This is a genomic window from Streptococcus sp. 3613, assembly GCF_013277375.1.
GTDB lineage: Bacteria > Bacillota > Bacilli > Lactobacillales > Streptococcaceae > Streptococcus > Streptococcus pseudopneumoniae.
On the sequence record NZ_VMMV01000009.1, the window covers coordinates 1 to 17,816 of the forward strand.

Annotated in this window: 14 protein-coding genes and 3 pseudogenes; 13 read left to right on the top strand and 4 right to left on the bottom strand. The window is 40.8% G+C overall.

What is annotated here, in order from left to right; translation table 11 throughout:
• The first annotated feature begins 672 nt into the window (after nucleotides 1–672).
• The 6 genes from HT708_RS01195 to aguB are packed head-to-tail and all read left to right on the top strand — an operon-like array spanning nucleotide 673 to nucleotide 7,344.
• Nucleotides 673–2,133, top strand: coding sequence for an aminotransferase class I/II-fold pyridoxal phosphate-dependent enzyme (locus HT708_RS01195; protein WP_050208461.1), 1,461 nt, complete (start codon nucleotides 673–675; stop codon nucleotides 2,131–2,133).
• The gene (speE, locus tag HT708_RS01200; RefSeq protein ID WP_000366717.1) at nucleotides 2,134–2,994 is read left to right on the top strand and encodes a polyamine aminopropyltransferase; all 861 of its coding nucleotides are present in this window, start codon (nucleotides 2,134–2,136) and stop codon (nucleotides 2,992–2,994) included.
• Nucleotides 2,991–4,250: a saccharopine dehydrogenase family protein gene (locus HT708_RS01205; protein ID WP_050208464.1), complete on the top strand. Its 1,260-nt coding sequence runs from the start codon at nucleotides 2,991–2,993 to the stop codon at nucleotides 4,248–4,250. The genes speE and HT708_RS01205 overlap by 4 nt, the downstream gene beginning before the upstream one ends.
• On the top strand, nucleotides 4,250–5,377 hold the full coding sequence (gene nspC, locus HT708_RS01210; RefSeq protein ID WP_016399312.1) for a carboxynorspermidine decarboxylase: 1,128 nt from the start codon (nucleotides 4,250–4,252) through the stop codon (nucleotides 5,375–5,377). The genes HT708_RS01205 and nspC overlap by 1 nt, the downstream gene beginning before the upstream one ends.
• A complete protein-coding gene (aguA, locus tag HT708_RS01215) occupies nucleotides 5,374–6,459 on the top strand; it encodes an agmatine deiminase (RefSeq protein ID WP_050208467.1) in 1,086 nt (361 codons plus the stop codon). Before nspC ends, aguA begins: the two co-directional genes overlap by 4 nt.
• 9 nt (nucleotides 6,460–6,468) lie before the next feature.
• On the top strand, nucleotides 6,469–7,344 hold the full coding sequence (gene aguB / locus HT708_RS01220) for an N-carbamoylputrescine amidase (protein WP_050208470.1): 876 nt from the start codon (nucleotides 6,469–6,471) through the stop codon (nucleotides 7,342–7,344).
• A gap of 145 nt (nucleotides 7,345–7,489) precedes the next feature.
• Here aguB and HT708_RS01225 read toward each other — a convergent pair.
• Nucleotides 7,490–8,288, bottom strand: a pseudogene (locus tag HT708_RS01225) (IS5 family transposase); the annotation flags it as partial.
• Nucleotides 8,289–8,418: 130 nt separating this feature from the next.
• Here HT708_RS01225 and HT708_RS01230 point away from each other — a divergent pair.
• Both HT708_RS01230 and HT708_RS01235 read left to right on the top strand, forming a co-directional pair.
• Nucleotides 8,419–8,558, top strand: a pseudogene (locus HT708_RS01230) (IS630 transposase-related protein); the annotation flags it as partial.
• A 41-nt stretch (nucleotides 8,559–8,599) separates the two neighbouring features.
• Nucleotides 8,600–9,385: pseudogene (locus tag HT708_RS01235) on the top strand (IS630 family transposase).
• A 393-nt stretch (nucleotides 9,386–9,778) separates the two neighbouring features.
• Here the strand turns inward: HT708_RS01235 and HT708_RS01240 are convergent.
• Nucleotides 9,779–11,062, bottom strand: a complete 1,284-nt coding sequence (locus HT708_RS01240) for a solute carrier family 23 protein (protein ID WP_050208611.1) — start codon at nucleotides 11,060–11,062, stop codon at nucleotides 9,779–9,781.
• A 302-nt stretch (nucleotides 11,063–11,364) separates the two neighbouring features.
• Nucleotides 11,365–12,078 (bottom strand): 16S rRNA (guanine(527)-N(7))-methyltransferase RsmG, encoded by a 714-nt coding sequence (rsmG, locus tag HT708_RS01245; RefSeq protein WP_023936541.1) that lies wholly within the window; start codon nucleotides 12,076–12,078, stop codon nucleotides 11,365–11,367.
• Nucleotides 12,079–12,171: 93 nt separating this feature from the next.
• Between rsmG and HT708_RS01250 the strand changes: the two genes are divergently transcribed.
• A complete protein-coding gene (locus HT708_RS01250) occupies nucleotides 12,172–12,732 on the top strand; it encodes a LemA family protein (protein ID WP_023936539.1) in 561 nt (186 codons plus the stop codon).
• A gap of 1 nt (nucleotide 12,733) precedes the next feature.
• Complete coding sequence (gene htpX / locus HT708_RS01255) at nucleotides 12,734–13,633, top strand: zinc metalloprotease HtpX (protein ID WP_023934415.1); 900 nt, start codon at nucleotides 12,734–12,736, stop codon at nucleotides 13,631–13,633.
• A 147-nt stretch (nucleotides 13,634–13,780) separates the two neighbouring features.
• Here the strand turns inward: htpX and HT708_RS01260 are convergent, their stop codons facing one another.
• On the bottom strand, nucleotides 13,781–15,307 hold the full coding sequence (locus HT708_RS01260; protein ID WP_023934417.1) for an ATP-binding cassette domain-containing protein: 1,527 nt from the start codon (nucleotides 15,305–15,307) through the stop codon (nucleotides 13,781–13,783).
• A gap of 603 nt (nucleotides 15,308–15,910) precedes the next feature.
• On the opposite strand from HT708_RS01260, the gene HT708_RS01265 reads away from it, so the two are divergent.
• The 3 genes from HT708_RS01265 (at nucleotide 15,911) to pyrR (ending at nucleotide 17,814) form a co-directional block, all read left to right on the top strand.
• Complete coding sequence (locus HT708_RS01265; RefSeq protein WP_023936535.1) at nucleotides 15,911–16,453, top strand: DUF177 domain-containing protein; 543 nt, start codon at nucleotides 15,911–15,913, stop codon at nucleotides 16,451–16,453.
• On the top strand, nucleotides 16,453–17,082 hold the full coding sequence (nth, locus tag HT708_RS01270; protein WP_000244443.1) for an endonuclease III: 630 nt from the start codon (nucleotides 16,453–16,455) through the stop codon (nucleotides 17,080–17,082). The genes HT708_RS01265 and nth overlap by 1 nt, the downstream gene beginning before the upstream one ends.
• A gap of 210 nt (nucleotides 17,083–17,292) precedes the next feature.
• Nucleotides 17,293–17,814 (top strand): bifunctional pyr operon transcriptional regulator/uracil phosphoribosyltransferase PyrR, encoded by a 522-nt coding sequence (gene pyrR / locus HT708_RS01275; protein WP_000850023.1) that lies wholly within the window; start codon nucleotides 17,293–17,295, stop codon nucleotides 17,812–17,814.
• Nucleotides 17,815–17,816: the final 2 nt, after the last annotated feature.

Sequence of the window (17,816 nt, forward strand, 5' to 3'; positions counted from 1 at the left end):
CTGATGAGAATCACAACAGCCTCATTCGTAGATGGTTACCTAAGGGAACTAAGGAAACGACTCCCAAAGAAGTCACATTCATCTAAAATTGGATTAATAACTATCCTAAAAAATGCTTGAACTACAAATCACCCAGAGAAGACTTCTTCATGGCTAACTTGAACTTGAAATTTGGCATAATGAGTATTAAATCAAATAAAATCCAACTATTTTGCGAACTTTTTATATTTTTTTCGTAAAAGGCTTTACAAGTTCTTAAAAACATGATATAGTAATAAAGCTTAGAAAATGAGATGATGTTTTCTAGCAAATATAAACCCGAGTAAAAAATGCCTACGGACAGGCAGGGTTGAATGCCGAAGCGTGGTTGAAAAACCACATTATTGATAGGGTTAAAAGCCTACTTTTATAAGTTGATGTTAGGACACTTGTCCTAATTCATAAATTTTTAGTGTGGTGAAAGCACACGTCATCTTGTGAAACGATCAATAAAGTACGTAATATTTGCTACTAGAGAGTTAGGAAACATCGGGAACAGACATACTCAACAGAAACAAACATAAAAACGTCAGAAGATTGCAGAGCAGGTGGAAACCTGCTCTTTTTTCATGAGTCAACCTTTAGTCGCCTTTATCTTCTTGAGGCACTAAAAATACGGTAAAGGAGTAAGTCTTGAAGAAGTTAGATCAAAACCAAGCCCCAATTTATGAGGCTTTGGTGAAGTTACGCAAGAAAAGGATTGTTCCCTTTGATGTTCCAGGTCACAAGCGTGGACGAGGAAATCCAGAACTTGTCGAACTGTTAGGTGAAAAATGTGTTGGCATTGATGTTAATTCGATGAAACCCTTGGATAATCTTGGTCACCCCATTTCGATTATTCGGGATGCAGAGGAGCTGACAGCTGATGCTTTTGGAGCAACCCATGCTTTTCTCATGATTGGTGGAACAACTTCATCGGTGCAGACTATGATTCTGTCAACCTGCAAGGCTGGAGATAAGATTATTCTGCCACGTAATGTCCATAAATCTGCTATCAATGCGCTGGTTCTATGTGGTGCCATTCCCATCTATATCGAGATGAGTGTGGATCCTAAGATTGGTATCGCTTTAGGTCTTGAAAATGACCGAGTAGCCAAGGCCATAAAGGACCATCCAGATGCCAAGGCCATTTTGATTAACAATCCCACTTACTACGGCATCTGTTCAGATCTTAAAGGTTTAACGGAAATGGCTCATGAAGCTGGCATGATGGTTTTAGTAGATGAAGCCCACGGAGCGCATTTGCATTTCACTGATAAACTTCCAATTTCTGCTATGGATGCAGGGGCTGATATGGCAGCAGTTTCCATGCATAAGTCTGGTGGGAGTTTGACCCAAAGCTCCATTTTACTTATCGGGGAGCAGATGAATTCTGAATACGTTCGTCAGATCATCAACCTGACCCAATCAACATCTGCTTCTTACCTGTTGATGGCTAGTTTGGATATTTCACGTCGCAACTTGGCCCTTCGTGGTAAAGAGTCGTTTGAGAAGGTCATTGAGCTATCCGAGTACGCTCGTCGTGAAATCAATGCCATAGGTGGCTACTATGCCTACTCAAAAGAGTTAATAGATGGTGTGTCGGTCTGTGATTTTGATGTAACCAAGCTGTCAGTTTACACTCAGGGTATTGGCTTAACAGGTATCGAGGTTTATGACTTCCTACGAGACGAATACGACATTCAGATTGAGTTTGGTGATATTGGCAATATCTTGGCCTATATTTCGATTGGTGACCGCATCCAAGACATCGAGCGCTTGGTCGGTGCTCTTGCTGATATCAAGAGACTCTACTCACGAGATGGGAAGGACTTGATAGCAGGAGAATATATCCAGCCCGAGTTGGTGTTATCTCCTCAGGAAGCCTTCTATTCAGAGAGAAAAAGTTTGACCTTAGATGAGTCTGTTGGACAGGTCTGTGGAGAATTTGTCATGTGCTATCCTCCAGGGATTCCTATCTTGGCTCCTGGCGAACGCATTACACGAGAAATTGTCGACTATATCCAATTTGCCAAGGAACGTGGTTGCTCCCTCCAAGGGACGGAAGATCCAGAGGTCAATCACATCAACGTCATTAAGAGAAAGGAGAAATAGATGGATTTATGGTTTTCTGAAGTTCATACTCCAGATGTCAAATTGTCTCTGAGAACAGCCAAGCAACTTTACGCTGGAAAAAGTGAATGGCAGGATATCGAAGTCTTGGATACGCCAGCTTTTGGGAAAATACTGATTTTAAATGGCCATGTCTTGTTCTCAGATGCGGATGATTTCGTCTACAATGAAATGACCGTTCACGTTCCCATGGCTGTCCACCCAAATCCAAAGAAAGTATTGGTTATTGGGGGTGGTGACGGCGGTGTTGCCCAAGTATTAACACTCTATCCTGAACTGGAACAAATCGATATCGTGGAACCGGATGAGATGTTGGTCGAGGTCTGTCGTGAGTATTTCCCAGACTTTGCTGCAGGGCTAGATGATCCTCGTGTTACCATTTACTACCAAAATGGGCTACGCTTTTTGCGAAACTGCGAAGATGATTACGATATTATCATCAACGATGCGACAGATCCATTTGGCCATACGGAAGGACTCTTTACCAAGGAATTCTACGGCAATAGTTATCGAGCTCTGAAGGAAGACGGCATCATGATTTACCAGCATGGGAGTCCCTTCTTTGACGAGGATGAGTCGGCCTGCCGAAGCATGCACCGCAAGGTCAATCAAGCCTTTCCAATCAGTCGGGTTTATCAGGCCCATATTCCAACTAGCCCAGCTGGCTATTGGTTGTTTGGATTTGCATCGAAAAAATACCACCCTGTCAAAGATTTTGACAAGGAAGGTTGGAAAAAACGCCAGCTTTTCACAGAATACTACACTGCAAACTTACACGTGGGATCCTTTATGTTGCCCAAGTATGTTGAGGACATTTTAGAAGAAGAGGAAGGAAAAAAATGAGTCGTTTACTAGTTATTGGTTGTGGGGGCGTTGCCCAAGTTGCTATTTCAAAGATTTGTCAAGATAGCGAAACATTTACAGAGATTATGATTGCTAGCCGTACCAAGTCAAAATGCGATGACTTGAAAGCGAAGCTAGAAGGCAAAACAAGTACTAAAATTGAAACTGCAGCACTTGATGCTGACAAGGTTGAAGAAGTGATTGCCCTGATTGAAAGCTACAAACCAGAAGCTGTTTTGAATGTAGCTCTGCCTTATCAAGATTTAACCATTATGGATGCTTGTTTGGCAACAGGTGTTCACTATATCGATACAGCCAACTACGAAGCAGAAGACACAGAAGACCCTGAGTGGCGTGCTATCTACGAAAAACGTTGTAAGGAACTTGGTTTTACAGCCTACTTTGACTACTCATGGCAGTGGGCTTATCAAGAGAAATTCAAAGAAGCAGGCTTGACTGCTCTTCTTGGTTCTGGTTTTGACCCAGGTGTAACTAGTGTCTTTTCAGCTTATGCCCTCAAACACTATTTTGATGAAATCCATTATATCGACATTTTAGACTGTAATGGCGGTGACCACGGTTATCCATTTGCAACCAACTTTAATCCAGAAATTAATCTCCGTGAGGTTTCTGCGTCAGGTTCTTACTGGGAAGATGGGAAATGGGTCGAAGTCGAAGCTATGTCTATCAAGCGTGAGTATGATTTCCCTCAAGTTGGACAAAAAGATATGTATCTCCTTCACCATGAAGAAATTGAATCGCTGGCCAAGAACATTCCTGGAGTCAAACGCATTCGTTTCTTTATGACTTTTGGTCAATCTTACTTGACACATATGAAATGTCTTGAAAATGTAGGACTCCTTCGTACGGATACCATTAACTTCAATGGACAAGACATCGTTCCGATTCAATTCTTAAAAGCCTTGCTTCCAGCCCCTGCCAGTCTTGGGCCACGTACAGTCGGAAAAACCAATATTGGATGTATCTTTACAGGTGTCAAAGATGGCGTTGAAAAGACTATCTACATCTACAATGTTTGCGACCATCAAGAGTGCTATGCAGAAGTCGGGTCACAAGCAATTTCATACACGACAGGAGTTCCAGCCATGATTGGGACAAAATTAGTCATGAACGGAACTTGGAAACAAGCTGGAGTGTATAACCTTGAGGAGTTAGATCCAGATCCATTCATGGAAGCTTTGAATGAGTATGGTTTGCCATGGGTTGTGGTTGAAAATCCACAAATGGTGGACTAATGAAGTTAGAACAAGTACCAACACCAGCCTATGTTATTGACTTGGCCAAGTTAGAAGCTAATTGCCGCATTCTACAATATGTACAAGAAGAGGCCGGTTGCAAGGTCTTGCTTGCCCAGAAGGCATATTCCCTCTACAAAACTTATCCCTTGATTAGCCAGTATCTATCAGGTACGACAGCTAGTGGACTCTATGAGGCCAAATTGGCAAGGGAAGAATTTCCTGGTGAAGTCCATGTATTTGCGCCTGCTTTCAAGGATGCAGACTTGGAGGAATTGCTAGAGATAACGGACCATATCGTCTTTAACTCAGAGAGACAGTTGCGTAAACACGGTCCGCGTTGTCGAGAGGCTGGTGTCAGTGTTGGTTTGCGCCTCAACCCTCAGTGTTCAACTCAAGGAGATCACGCGCTCTATGACCCTTGTGCACCAGGTTCTCGCTTTGGAGTTACTATAGACAAGATTCCGAGTGATTTGCTAGATTTGGTTGACGGACTTCATTTTCATACCCTTTGCGAGCAGGGAGCAGATGATTTACAAACAACTTTGAAAGCAGTAGAAGAACAGTTTGGTCCCTACTTACATGAGGTAAAATGGCTCAATATGGGTGGTGGTCATCATATTACAAGAGAAGGTTACGATGTGGATTTGCTGATTTCAGAAATCAAGCGTATCCGAAAAACTTACAATCTTGAAATCTATATCGAGCCTGGTGAAGCCATTGCGCTTAATGCGGGTTATTTAGCAACTGAGGTATTAGATATTGTAGAAAACGGTATGGAAATCTTGGTTTTAGACGCCTCTGCGACCTGCCATATGCCTGATGTACTTGAGATGCCCTATCGTCCACCTTTGAGAAATGGCTTTGAGGCACAGGAAAAAGCCCATACCTACAGACTTTCTTCTAATACCTGTCTGACGGGCGATGTGATTGGTGATTATAGTTTTGAAAATCCAGTCCAAATCGGAGACAGACTTTATTTTCAAGACATGGCCATTTATTCTTTTGTCAAAAATAATACCTTTAATGGTATTGGATTGCCAAGTCTCTATCTCATGGACGAACAGGGAGACTGTAGCTTACTCAAAGCTTTTGGCTATCAAGACTTTAAAGGGAGATTATCATGATGGACAGTCCCAAAAAATTAGGCTATCGTATGCCAGCAGAGTATGAAACCCACCATGGTACTCTCATGATATGGCCGACTCGACCAGGTTCATGGCCCTTTCAAGGAAAAGCTGCTAAAGCAGCATTTACTCAGATCATCGAGACCATAGCAGAAGGGGAAAGAGTCTATCTTTTGGTGGAGCAGGCCTATCTATCTGAAGCCCAATCCTATCTTGGAGACAAGGTTGTTTATTTAGACATTCCCACCAATGATGCCTGGGCGCGTGATACAGGTCCGACTATTCTTGTCAATGATGAAGGCCAGAAATTAGCCGTGGATTGGGCCTTCAATGCTTGGGGAGGCACCTATGATGGTCTTTATCAAGATTATGAAGAGGATGACCAAGTAGCCAGTCGTTTTGCTGAGGCCTTGGAAAGGCCTGTCTATGATGCTAAACCTTTTGTACTGGAAGGAGGCGCAATCCATAGCGATGGTCAAGGAACTATTCTCGTAACTGAAAGTTGCTTGCTTAGTCCTGGTCGCAATCCTAACTTGACTAAAGAGGAGATTGAAAACACATTATTAGAAAGTCTTGGTGCTGAAAAAGTTATTTGGCTTCCTTATGGTATTTATCAGGATGAAACCAATGAACACGTCGATAATGTTGCTGCCTTTGTTGGTCCTGCTGAGCTTGTTTTGGCTTGGACAGATGACGAAAATGATCCCCAGTATGCCATGTCAAAAGCAGATCTCGAATTCTTAGAGCAAGAAACAGATGCAAAAGGTCGTCACTTCACTATTCATAAACTTCCAATTCCAGCTCTTCATCAAGTTGTAACCGAAGAGGATTTGCCAGGCTACATCTATGAAGAAGGAGAAGAAGAGCGATACGCAGGTGAACGACTAGCAGCTTCCTACGTAAACTTTTATATTGCCAACAAGGCTGTCCTAGTTCCTCAGTTTCAAGATAAAAACGACCAAGTAGCCTTAGATATTCTCAGTGAGTGTTTCCCAGACCGTAAAGTTGTCGGAATTCCAGCCAGAGATATTCTCTTAGGTGGTGGCAATATCCACTGTATCACCCAACAAATCCCAGAATAGGAGAAAAAGATGAGAAATGTAAGAGTTGCAGCCATTCAGATGCAATGCGCCAAGGATGTGGCAACAAATATTCAAACAGCGGAGCGCTTAGTACGTCAGGCTACAGAACAAGGCGCTCAAATCATTCTCTTACCAGAGTTGTTTGAACGTCCCTATTTCTGTCAGGAACGTCAGTATGACTACTACCAGCATGCCCAGTCGGTGACAGACAATACAGCTATTCAGCATTTTAAAACCATTGCCAAGGAGCTAAAGGTCGTTTTACCAATCAGTTTCTATGAAAAAGATGGTAATGTCTTGTATAACTCTATTGCCGTCATTGATGCAGATGGTGAGGTGCTGGGTGTTTATCGAAAGACCCACATACCAGATGACCATTATTATCAAGAAAAATTTTATTTCACACCTGGCAACACAGGTTTCAAGGTCTGGGATACTCTCTATGCCAAGATCGGGATCGGTATCTGTTGGGATCAATGGTTCCCTGAAACAGCCCGCTGTCTTGCGTTAAATGGTGCTGAATTGCTCTTTTATCCTACAGCCATTGGTTCAGAGCCAATTTTAGATACGGATAGTTTTGGTCATTGGCAACGTACCATGCAAGGACACGCAGCAGCAAATATTGTTCCAGTCATCTCAGCCAATCGTTATGGATTGGAAGAGGTCACGCCTAGTGAGGAAAATGGCGGACAGAGTTCCAGTCTTGACTTCTACGGTTCCTCCTTTATGACGGATGAAACAGGAGCTATTCTAGAACGAGCTGAAAGACAAGAAGAAGCTGTTCTGTTAGCTACTTATGACCTAGACAAGGGAGCAAGTGAACGCCTAAACTGGGGCTTGTTTCGAGATAGAAGACCAGAAATGTATCAACGAATTACGGACTAGTAGGGGAGAAATGAGAGGTTCATTCTGCTAGACTAACTTCTTATTAGCAACTATAAGATACTATGGTATCTAGTAAATCGATTTTTATGATTCACTATTCTTTTATCTTGATTAGTCCGTATTTTATACTAGACTTCCTGCAAAACTAGAATCCTAGTTCATGATTGATAATACCAACAATCAAATTCATTCGTAATCCGAAGCGTTTACGATGATTTCGATAGGTTGTTGAAAACATTTTAAACGTTTTTACTTTGGCAAAGATGTTCTCAACCTTGCTTCTCTCCTTAGATAGCGCATGGTTACAGGCTTTCTCTTCAGCTGTTAGTGGCTTGAGTTTGCTGGATTTACGTGGAATTTGTGCTTGAGGATATATCTTCATGAGCCCTTGATAAGCACTGTCAGCCAAGATTTTACCAGCTTGTCCGATATTTCTGCGACTCATTTTGAACAACTTCATATCATGACAATAGTTCACAGTGATCTCCAAAGAAATAATTCTCCCTTGACTTGTGACAATCGCTTGAGCCTTCATAGCGTGGCATTTCTTTTTACCAGAATAATTCGCTAATTGTTTTTTAAGGCGATGGATTTTTACTTCCGTCGCATCAATCATTACCGTGTCCTCAGAACTGAGAGGAGGTCTTGAAATCGTAAAACCACTTTGAACAAGAGTTACTTCAACCCATTGACTCCGATGGGTTAAGTTGCTTTCGTGGATACCAAAATCAGCCGCAATTTGTTCATAAGTTCGATATTCTCGCACATATTGAAGTCGCCATAAGAAGGTATTCTAGGCTTAGTTTAGGTTTTCGTCCCCCTTTTGCGTGTTTACCTTGATAAGCTGTTTTCAATACAGCTAACATCTCTTCAAAAGTCGTGCGCTGAACAGCAACAAGGAGCTTAAATCGTGTATCAGTTAGTTGTTTACTTGCTTCATAATTTTATTGTATCATATTTTTGTTTCACAGGAAGTCTATTATATTTAAGGATATTTGAAAGCTGTATTTTAGAAAAACAATTATGGAGTTTTGATATTTTCTTAGTTTCAAACAAGCATGTTATAATAAAGCTATGGCATATAGTACAGATTTTAAACATCGAGAATTAGATTACATCAAAGAGGGGCACAGCCATGTCGAGGCAGCCAAGGTTTTTGATGTTGGCGTCAGAACTCTCTTCATGTGGGAAAAGAAAGACGTGAACAAGGACACTCATACTAAGCTAAAATAAAAAAGCATTATATAGTAGTAATATGAAATCAACTAAAGAAGAAATCCAAGCTATCAAAACACTTTTAAAAGACTCTAGTACAGCTAAATATCATAAACGCCTTCAAATCGTTCTATTTCGTCTGATGGGTAAATCTTATAAAGAGATTATAGAGCTTTTAGGCTGTAATCAAACAACGATTTGGCCAACTGTAAAAAAATATGAGGAGTTCGGACGCGATTCTCTCCTTCAAGAAACACGTGGTGGTCGTAACCATGCATATATGACAATTGAGGAAGAGAAAGCCTTTCTTGCCCGTCATTTGAAGGCTGCAGAGGCAGGAGAATTTGTTACAATTGATGCCTTATTTCAGGCTTATACAAAGGAGTTAGGTCCTTCCTACACACGTGATGCCTTTTATCAACTCTTGAAGCGCCATGGTTGGCGAAATATTAGGCCACGTCCAGAACATCCCAAGAAAGCAGACGTTCAAACCATTGTCGCGTCTAAAAATAAAATCTCAATTCAAGAAGACAAGAAAGCGCTTTAAAACCAGTAGGCATTTTCGTAAGGTTCGCTTGATGTACCAAGATGAGGCTGGTTTCGGTAGAATCAGTAAACTGGGATCTTGTTGGGCTCCAATGGGGAGTAGGTCCACATGTCCATAGTCACTATATACGAGAATTTCGCTATTGTTATGGAGCTGTTGATGCCCATATTGGAAGATATCATGAATCAACTTCAAGATGTTATACAAGGACTGGAGAAGGAGGTGATAAAGTCCATCGTTAATCGGAGATGGACTAGAATGCTTTTTGAAAGCAGATGAGTATTAGATTATGAAGCAGAGCTGGAAGACGCTGAGATTTTAGGAAAGTTTTGGAATAAGGAAGGTTACTATATTATAGTTTATAACAATGCTAAAAAAGCCCCTGAACTGTTCAAGGTAGAGTTCTCTGAGTGGAAGCGTATGCATATAGGGGAGACATATTAGACAGCGTTAGGGGGATACACTTACTTTTAAGTATCAAAAAAATGAGCACTTCCGTAATTGGAAATGCTTGTTTTTTGATATGTTTAGACTCTTATACTCAATGAAAATCAAAGAGCAAACTAGGAAACTAGGAAACTAGCCGCAGGTTGTTCAAAGCACTGCTTTGAGGNNTACATATATCTACGGCAAGTCGACGTTGACGTGGTTTGAAGAGATTTTCGAAGAGTATTAGTCTTTATTTTCGTATGGCAAGATCAAGTTCAAGATGATTCCTGTCATGGCTGAAAGAGCAGTACCTGAAAGTGTAACTGGACCAAGTTTAAGGACAGCTCCTCCAAGTCCAAGAACCAACATAGCACTTGCGATGATGAGGTTTCGCATTTGAGCGAAATCAACACGTTCTTTAATCAAGACTTTCAAACCATTGCTGGCGATAACCCCATAGAGAAGGATTGACATACCACCAAGTACAGCGTTTGGAATAGTTGAAATCAAGGCAGTGAATTTACCAAGGAAGCTGAGGGCAATCGCGATGAAGGCAGCGTTACGGATAACTGAGACAGAAGCGATACGAGTCATACCGATAACCCCTGTATTTTCTCCGTAAGTTGTATTGGCTGGTCCACCAAGGAAGGCAGAAACAGAAGTTGCGATACCGTCACCAAGAAGAGTACGGTGGAGACCTGGTTCTTTTAAGAATTGACGGTCACAGATTTGACCCAAAACAGTATGGTCTCCGATATGTTCAGAAATTGTTACGATAGCGATTGGCAAGATAGCGATGGCTTCTGGACCAAAGTAAAGATTGTATTCTTTAAAGGCACCACCTGTGTTAAATGGCAAGTAGAAACCAGGAATTTCAAACCAGTTAGCTTTAAGAACTGGTGTAAAGTCAACCAAGCCAAGAGTTAGTGCGAAGAGGTAACCACCGATAATGGCAAAGAGAAATGGAATGATTCGTAGGAATCCTTTTCCCTTTGTATTGATAAAGGCAGCAATCAAGAAAGTAACAACTGCTACAAGAGCATTTTTCCAATTCCCATCAGCTACAAGACCAGCGTTGGTAACAGCTGAACCTGCAAGTCCAAGACCGATAACGATGATCATAGGTCCGATGATGATTGGTGGCAAGAGTTTATCAATCCATTTTGTTCCTACAAATCGGATGCTGGTAGCAACAAGGACATAGACCAAACCAGTCAAGATAACCCCTGTTTGAGCAGCAGATACATCCCCACCCATTTCTTTCATAGCCAGTGACATAGCTGTGATAAAAGCAAATGAAGAACCTAGATAAACTGGAACTTTAAAACCAGTTGAAATCATGTAGATGAGTGTTCCAACACCTGAAGCAAAAAGGGCAACAGATACAGGCATTCCCAAAATCAAGGGTACCAAGATGGTCGCACCAAACATGGCGAAAACGTGTTGGAAGCTAAGGAGAATTCCTTTTCCAGCCGAAGGACGTTGGTCAACGTCTAGTAACAAATCAACAGTTGATTCTTGTTTCATATAAACCTCACTTTTGGGCATCAAAAAAGAGCCCATTATTTTACAGCAATAGACCCTCAGAGTAAGACTTCTCTAAAATCTAAACTTTAAAGAGTTTCAAGTATTTCTGTGTCTTCGTCACCTCACGGGATGACATTAAAAACCTTTGCTTAGGATAGTATAGCAGAAAAAAATGATTTTGTAAATCATTTTTTCCCGAGCCTAAAAATAAGAGAGCGAGGTTGATTTTGTAAATCATTTTTTCCCGAGCCTAAAAATAAAAGAGCGAGGTTGATTTTGTAAATATTTTTTTACTAAAAAGATTAAAGTGGGCGTTTATTTGGCATACCAGCCTTACGTGGATATTTATTTGGCGTTTCTTTTTTCTTTTCTACAACTGTCATATAACGCGGATCTCCATTTGGTAGGGCGTAGCTGAGATTGTCTTCGACTTTACTGAAGAGGAGGTTGAGGGCATTCTTAGCTTCTAATAATTCCTCAGGGGCATTGCTGGCCTTGAGTGCCAATAGTTTTCCGCCAACTTTAAGGTAAGGAATTGTCAATTCAGATAAAACCTGCATGCGGGCAACCGCACGAGCTGTTACAAAATCATATTGAGCACGGAAGTTCTTGTCTTGGGCAAAATCTTCGGCACGTCCGTGGTAGAAATGAACTCCGTTCAAATCCAATTCTTGAGCCAAAAGTTGCAGGAAGTTGATACGTTTATTGAGCGAATCAATGATGGTCACATCTAACTGAGGATAGAGGATTTTCATCGGCAGACTAGGAAATCCTGCCCCAGCTCCAATATCAAGCAATTTGATAGTTTCATTGGGAATCAAGCCTTGAAGAATGGGTGCAATCGAATCGTAAAAATGTTTGAGATAAACTTCTTCCTTGTCCGTAATAGCTGTTAAATTAATCTTTTCATTCCACTCAACCAAGAGTTCAAAATAACGATCAAATTGTTTTTTTTGCTGGTCCGAAAGTGGAAGATTTTGCTCGGCAAGCAAGTTGTAAAATGTTTCTGGTTTCATAGTTATTTCCTTCTTTAGTATCATCTTATTTTACCACAATCATTAAAAATTTGATATACTGGTACTAATCTAAAAGCAGAAAGGACTTATATCATGACTTGGATTATTCTTGGAGTTTTAGCTCTTATTGTTATTTTTGTGATTGTTAGCTATAACGGTTTGGTTAAAAATCGTATGCAAACAAAGGAGGCTTGGAGCCAGATTGATGTTCAGTTGAAACGTCGAAATGACCTCTTGCCAAACTTGATTGAAACTGTAAAAGGTTATGCTAAATATGAAGGTTCTACCCTTGAAAAGGTAGCAGAACTACGTAACCAAGTGGCAGCAGCGACTTCACCAGCAGAAGCTATGAAAGCTAGTGATGCCCTCACTCGTCAGGTTTCAGGTATTTTTGCAGTTGCAGAAAGCTATCCAGATTTGAAAGCTAGTGCCAACTTTGTTAAATTGCAAGAGGAGTTGACAAACACAGAAAATAAAATTTCTTACTCTCGTCAACTTTATAACAGTGTTGTCAGCAACTACAATGTAAAATTAGAAACTTTCCCAAGCAATATTATCGCTGGAATGTTTGGATTTAAAGAAGCAGATTTCCTTCAAACACCAGAAGAGGAAAAGGTAGTTCCTAAAGTTGATTTTAGCGGTTTAGGTGACTAAGATGTTGTTTGATCAAATTGCAAGCAATAAACGAAAAACGTGGATTTTGTTGCTGGTATTTTTCCTACTCTTAGCTCTTGTTGGTTATGCGGTTGGTTACCTCTTTATGCGGTCTGGGATTGGTGGTTTGGTTATCGCACTGATTATCGGCTTTATCTATGCCTTGTCCATGATTTTTCAATCAACAGAGATTGTCATGTCCATGAACGGGGCGCGTGAGATTGATGAACAAACGGCACCAGATTTCTACCACGTAGTGGAAGATATGGCTATGGTCGCTCAGATTCCTATGCCCCGTGTTTTCATCATTGATGATCCAGCCTTAAATGCCTTTGCGACAGGTTCTAACCCTCAAAATGCGGCGGTTGCTGCGACTTCAGGTCTACTAGCTATCATGAATCGTGAAGAACTAGAAGCTGTTATGGGACATGAAGTCAGTCATATTCGTAATTATGATATCCGTATTTCGACTATTGCAGTTGCCCTTGCTAGTGCTATCACCATGCTTTCTGGTATGGCAGGTCGTATGATGTGGTGGGGTGGAGCAGGTCGCAGACGAAGTGATGATGACCGAGATGGAAATGGTCTTGAAATCATTATGCTAGTGGTTTCCCTACTAGCTATTGTACTGGCACCTCTCGCTGCAACCTTGGTTCAGCTCGCTATTTCTCGTCAGAGGGAATTTCTGGCAGATGCATCTAGTGTCGAGCTGACTCGCAATCCCCAGGGAATGATTAATGCCCTAGATAAGTTGGACAATAGCAAACCTATGAGTCGCCACGTCGATGATGCTAGCAGTGCACTTTATATCAATGATCCTAAGAAAGGGGGAGGGTTCAAAAAACTCTTTTATACCCACCCACCTATCTCAGAACGGATTGAACGTTTAAAACATATGTAAAATGAAGGCTGGAAAAAGTCTTTAAAATCTGAAAAACGCATAATATCAGGTGTGAAAACTTGATATTATGCGTTTTATTATGGGAAGATTTACTTCTTTTTCTCCTAAAATTGTGTTTTTGCCCCACATATTTGCGATGTTGAAAATTTATAAATCTTGAAAATTAACTACCTCCAAACCGTGTTCTGTTAAGCGATAGATGATTGAACAGATCTCTTTTAAGAAACAACGGTCATGCGAAACAGTGATGAGACCACCAGGATAAGTGGCAAAGAGTTTTCTAATTTCGGGTTGAGAAGTTGGAGAAAAGTTTCGTGTGGGTTCATCTAGCAGGAGAAAGTTTGGTTTGCGCAAGACTAAATCCAAAAGCAGGAGTTTTCCTTGTTGTCCGCCAGATAAGAAGCGAATTTGATGCTGCATTTCTGGATAACTGAAATTGAGACTGGCTAAGTGAGATTGGATTTTTTGTAGTTCCTCTTTTTCCCCAGTTTTACTTAGATAGGCTATTGGTGATAAATCCAATTGCAGTTTTTGCTGGTAATCTTGTGGCATATAACCAAGCGAAATCTCTCTTTTAGCATTAAAAAGTTGCTGTAACTTGGCTAATAGGGTCGATTTTCCAATACCATTTGGCCCTATAATACCGATTTTTTCTTGGCCACGGACAGTTAATTGTAGTTCTTGCACCAAAATTCGCTCGCCAATGGATAAATTTTCTTTTTCCAGTTGGATTAAGACTTTAGAAGTAGGTAATGGCTGTATATCTGAGAAGAAAAGTCTGATTTCTTCCTCTTCAAGTGGCTTTTGGGTCATGGCCTGAGCTGCTCTTTCGTAGCGTTTTTCTTGTGAGAGGACAGTTTTCATCTTTTTAGCCAATAGGCGACCGGCAGTACTGTCTTTGGTAGCTCGAAGAGCAGTTTCTACATTTTGTTTAACTCGTTGATGTTTTTCCATGGTTTTATCGTAGGCTCTTTGGTCGTTGGCTGCTTGCTGGGTTTGTCTGGCAAAATTAGCCTTTCTCTGCTCACTATAACTATCATAGTCTAAATGCTCTACTAGTGTTTCTGCTTCTTTACGGTGCTTGACCAGTCGCAAGTGAACAATAGTGTCTGCCGTTTCAGAAAGAAAGTCCTCATCATGGGAAATGAAAATAACGGTTTGCCGAATCTTGCGCATTTGACCTTTTAGCCAATCAACCGTCTCAAGATCCAAGTCATTTGAAGGTTCATCTAAAAATAGAATCTCAAAAGGTTTGGCTAACTCATGGATGAGCTGAATTTTCAAAGCTTCACCCCCTGATAGACTACCAATCTCTTGGTCGCTTGCGAAACGATTGCTATCAAAATGCAATTCCTCAGCTAAACGATAGAGGACACTGTAATCTAAATCAATAGTATCTAAAAAGAAGTAGTCGTGTAGAGTTCTATTTTTCAGGTCCTCAGGAAGTTTTTGAGGAATGTAGGCTATTGATTGATAATCAGATTGAATGTCTCCCCCGATAGTGAAATCAGGCAAAGTTTCCCCCATTAAAATTTTAAGTAAGGTGGATTTGCCATTTCCTTCTTCACCAATAATAGCGACCTTTTCCCTGTCTTGGATGGTCATGCTGAGGTCAGAGACAAGGTCTCGTAAATCTTTGTTTTGTGTGATGGTCAGGTGATTGATTTTTATCATATGATTGCCCTTTCTAGAATGTTGATACTACATAACAAAAAGCTCTACTTTACCTAGTAGAGCCCAAAGTCTATGTCAAAAAAACTCTATTAATACTCTTCGAAAATCTCTTCAAACCACGTCAGCGTCGCCTTACCGTATATATGTGACTGACNNCAAAACAGTGTTTTGAGCAACCTACGGCTAGCTTCCTAGTTTGCTCTTTGATTTTCATTGAGTATAAAATGCCAGAAAAAGAGCATAAAAGAGTACACAAAAAGAGACAAAAACAAGATCTACTAAATAAAGGTTTTTTATTTGATAGGCTTAGTTGTTCATGTCTCCCTTACCTCCGAGTATTGGTATCTTTATACTATACTTTTAAGGAAATTTTGTCAACAGAAAACTGGAAATTCCAAGCTCTAAAATACGAGTGATAAGCATTAGTACCGAGTTCTTTGTCTTCCATAGGGGCATCCTCCTTGCTCTGATGTAGTATAGCACTAAAAAACAAAATATCATAGTGGACATATTAAAAACTTGAATGTTAATTACAAAGTTTGGTGGGTTGATTTGTAGGCTTTTCATGGTATAATCAAGAGAGTAAATCTTTATGGAGGAAGTATGAAATTAAATATTCAAGAGATACGCAAGCAGTCTGAAGGCTTGCATTTTGAACAAACGTTAGACCTAGTCGCAGACCTGCGTGCACGTAATCAAGAAATTTTAGATGTAAAAAATATCCTTGCAGTTGGGAAAGTACAGTACGAAAACCGTATGTATTTCTTAGATTATCAACTATCTTATACCATTGTTCTTGCTTCAAGTCGTAGTATGGAGCCAGTTGAGTTAGTTGAATCTTATCCAGTAACGGAAGTTTTCATGGAAGGTGCAACTAACCAACTAGATCAGGAAGTTTTAGACGATGACTTGGTCCTGCCTATCGAAAATGGAGAACTTGACCTTGCTGAGAGCGTGTCAGACAATATCCTACTAAACATTCCTATCAAGGTCTTGACGGCTGAAGAAGAAGCTGGCCAAGGATTTGTTTCAGGAAATGACTGGCAAATCATGACAGAAGAAGAATACCAAGCTCAACAAGCAGTTAAGAAAGAAGAAAACAGTCCTTTTGCTGGTTTACAAGGACTATTTGATGGAGACGAATAATGGTTTTGTCAAAAAAACGAGCACGAAAGGTGCTAGAAGAAATCATTGCTCTTTTTCCAGATGCCAAGCCCAGTCTTGATTTCACTAATCATTTTGAACTCTTGGTTGCGGTCATGTTGTCAGCCCAGACGACGGATGCAGCGGTAAATAAGGCTACGCCAGGCCTCTTTGCTGCCTTTCCAACGCCACAAGCCATGTCTGTTGCAACAGAGAGTGAGATTGCTTCACACATTTCTCGACTGGGACTGTATCGAAATAAGGCTAAATTCCTTAAAAAATGTGCCCAACAGTTACTAGACGATTTTGATGGTCAAGTCCCTCAAACACGTGAGGAATTGGAGAGTTTGGCAGGTGTTGGTCGCAAGACAGCCAATGTTGTTATGAGTGTAGGATTTGGGATTCCAGCCTTTGCAGTGGATACTCATGTGGAGCGTATTTGCAAACACCACGATATCGTCAAAAAATCAGCGACACCACTTGAGGTGGAAAAGCGGGTCATGGATATATTGCCGCCTGAGCAGTGGTTAGCAGCTCATCAGGCCATGATTTATTTTGGAAGAGCCATTTGTCATCCTAAAAATCCAGAGTGTGACCAGTACCCACAGTTATATGATTTTAGCAATTTGTAAGATGGAAAATCGAAAGTTTTTGCTTGATTTTAAGCTTACTTTGTGCTATAGTAATTGATAACTAAATATTCCTTTAAACTTGTCCCGTGAGGCAGGCAAGGAGCGCGATAAAGTAGAAGGGTGAAGTCTATACTGTGTGCAGTAGGGCTTGCTTAGCTATACATTTCAAGTCTCCTTGTTTAAGGAGACTTTTCTTTTTGGAGGTTTGTCATGAAGACAAAAGAAGTTGTAGACGAATTGACCGTCAAACGAGCGATTACGCGTATTACTTATGAGATTATTGAACGCAACAAAGATTTGAATAAAATCGTCTTGGCTGGTATTAAAACTCGCGGTGTCTTTATCGCCCATCGTATCCAAGAACGTTTGGAGCAACTAGAAAACCTTTCAGTTCCGGTTGTGGAATTGGATACTAAACCCTTCCGTGATGATGTTAAAAGTGGAGAAGATACTTCTTTGGTTTCTGTCGATGTGACAGACCGCGAAGTTATCTTGGTGGACGATGTGCTTTATACAGGTCGTACCATCCGTGCTGCTATTGATAATATTGTAGGTCATGGTCGTCCTGCGCGCGTAAGTTTAGCAGTTCTAGTCGATCGTGGACATAGAGAATTGCCAATCCGTCCAGATTACGTTGGGAAGAATATCCCAACCAGTCGTTCTGAAGAAATCATCGTAGAGATGGCAGAACTTGATGGTCAAGACAGAGTTCTGATTACTGAAGAAGCTTAGAA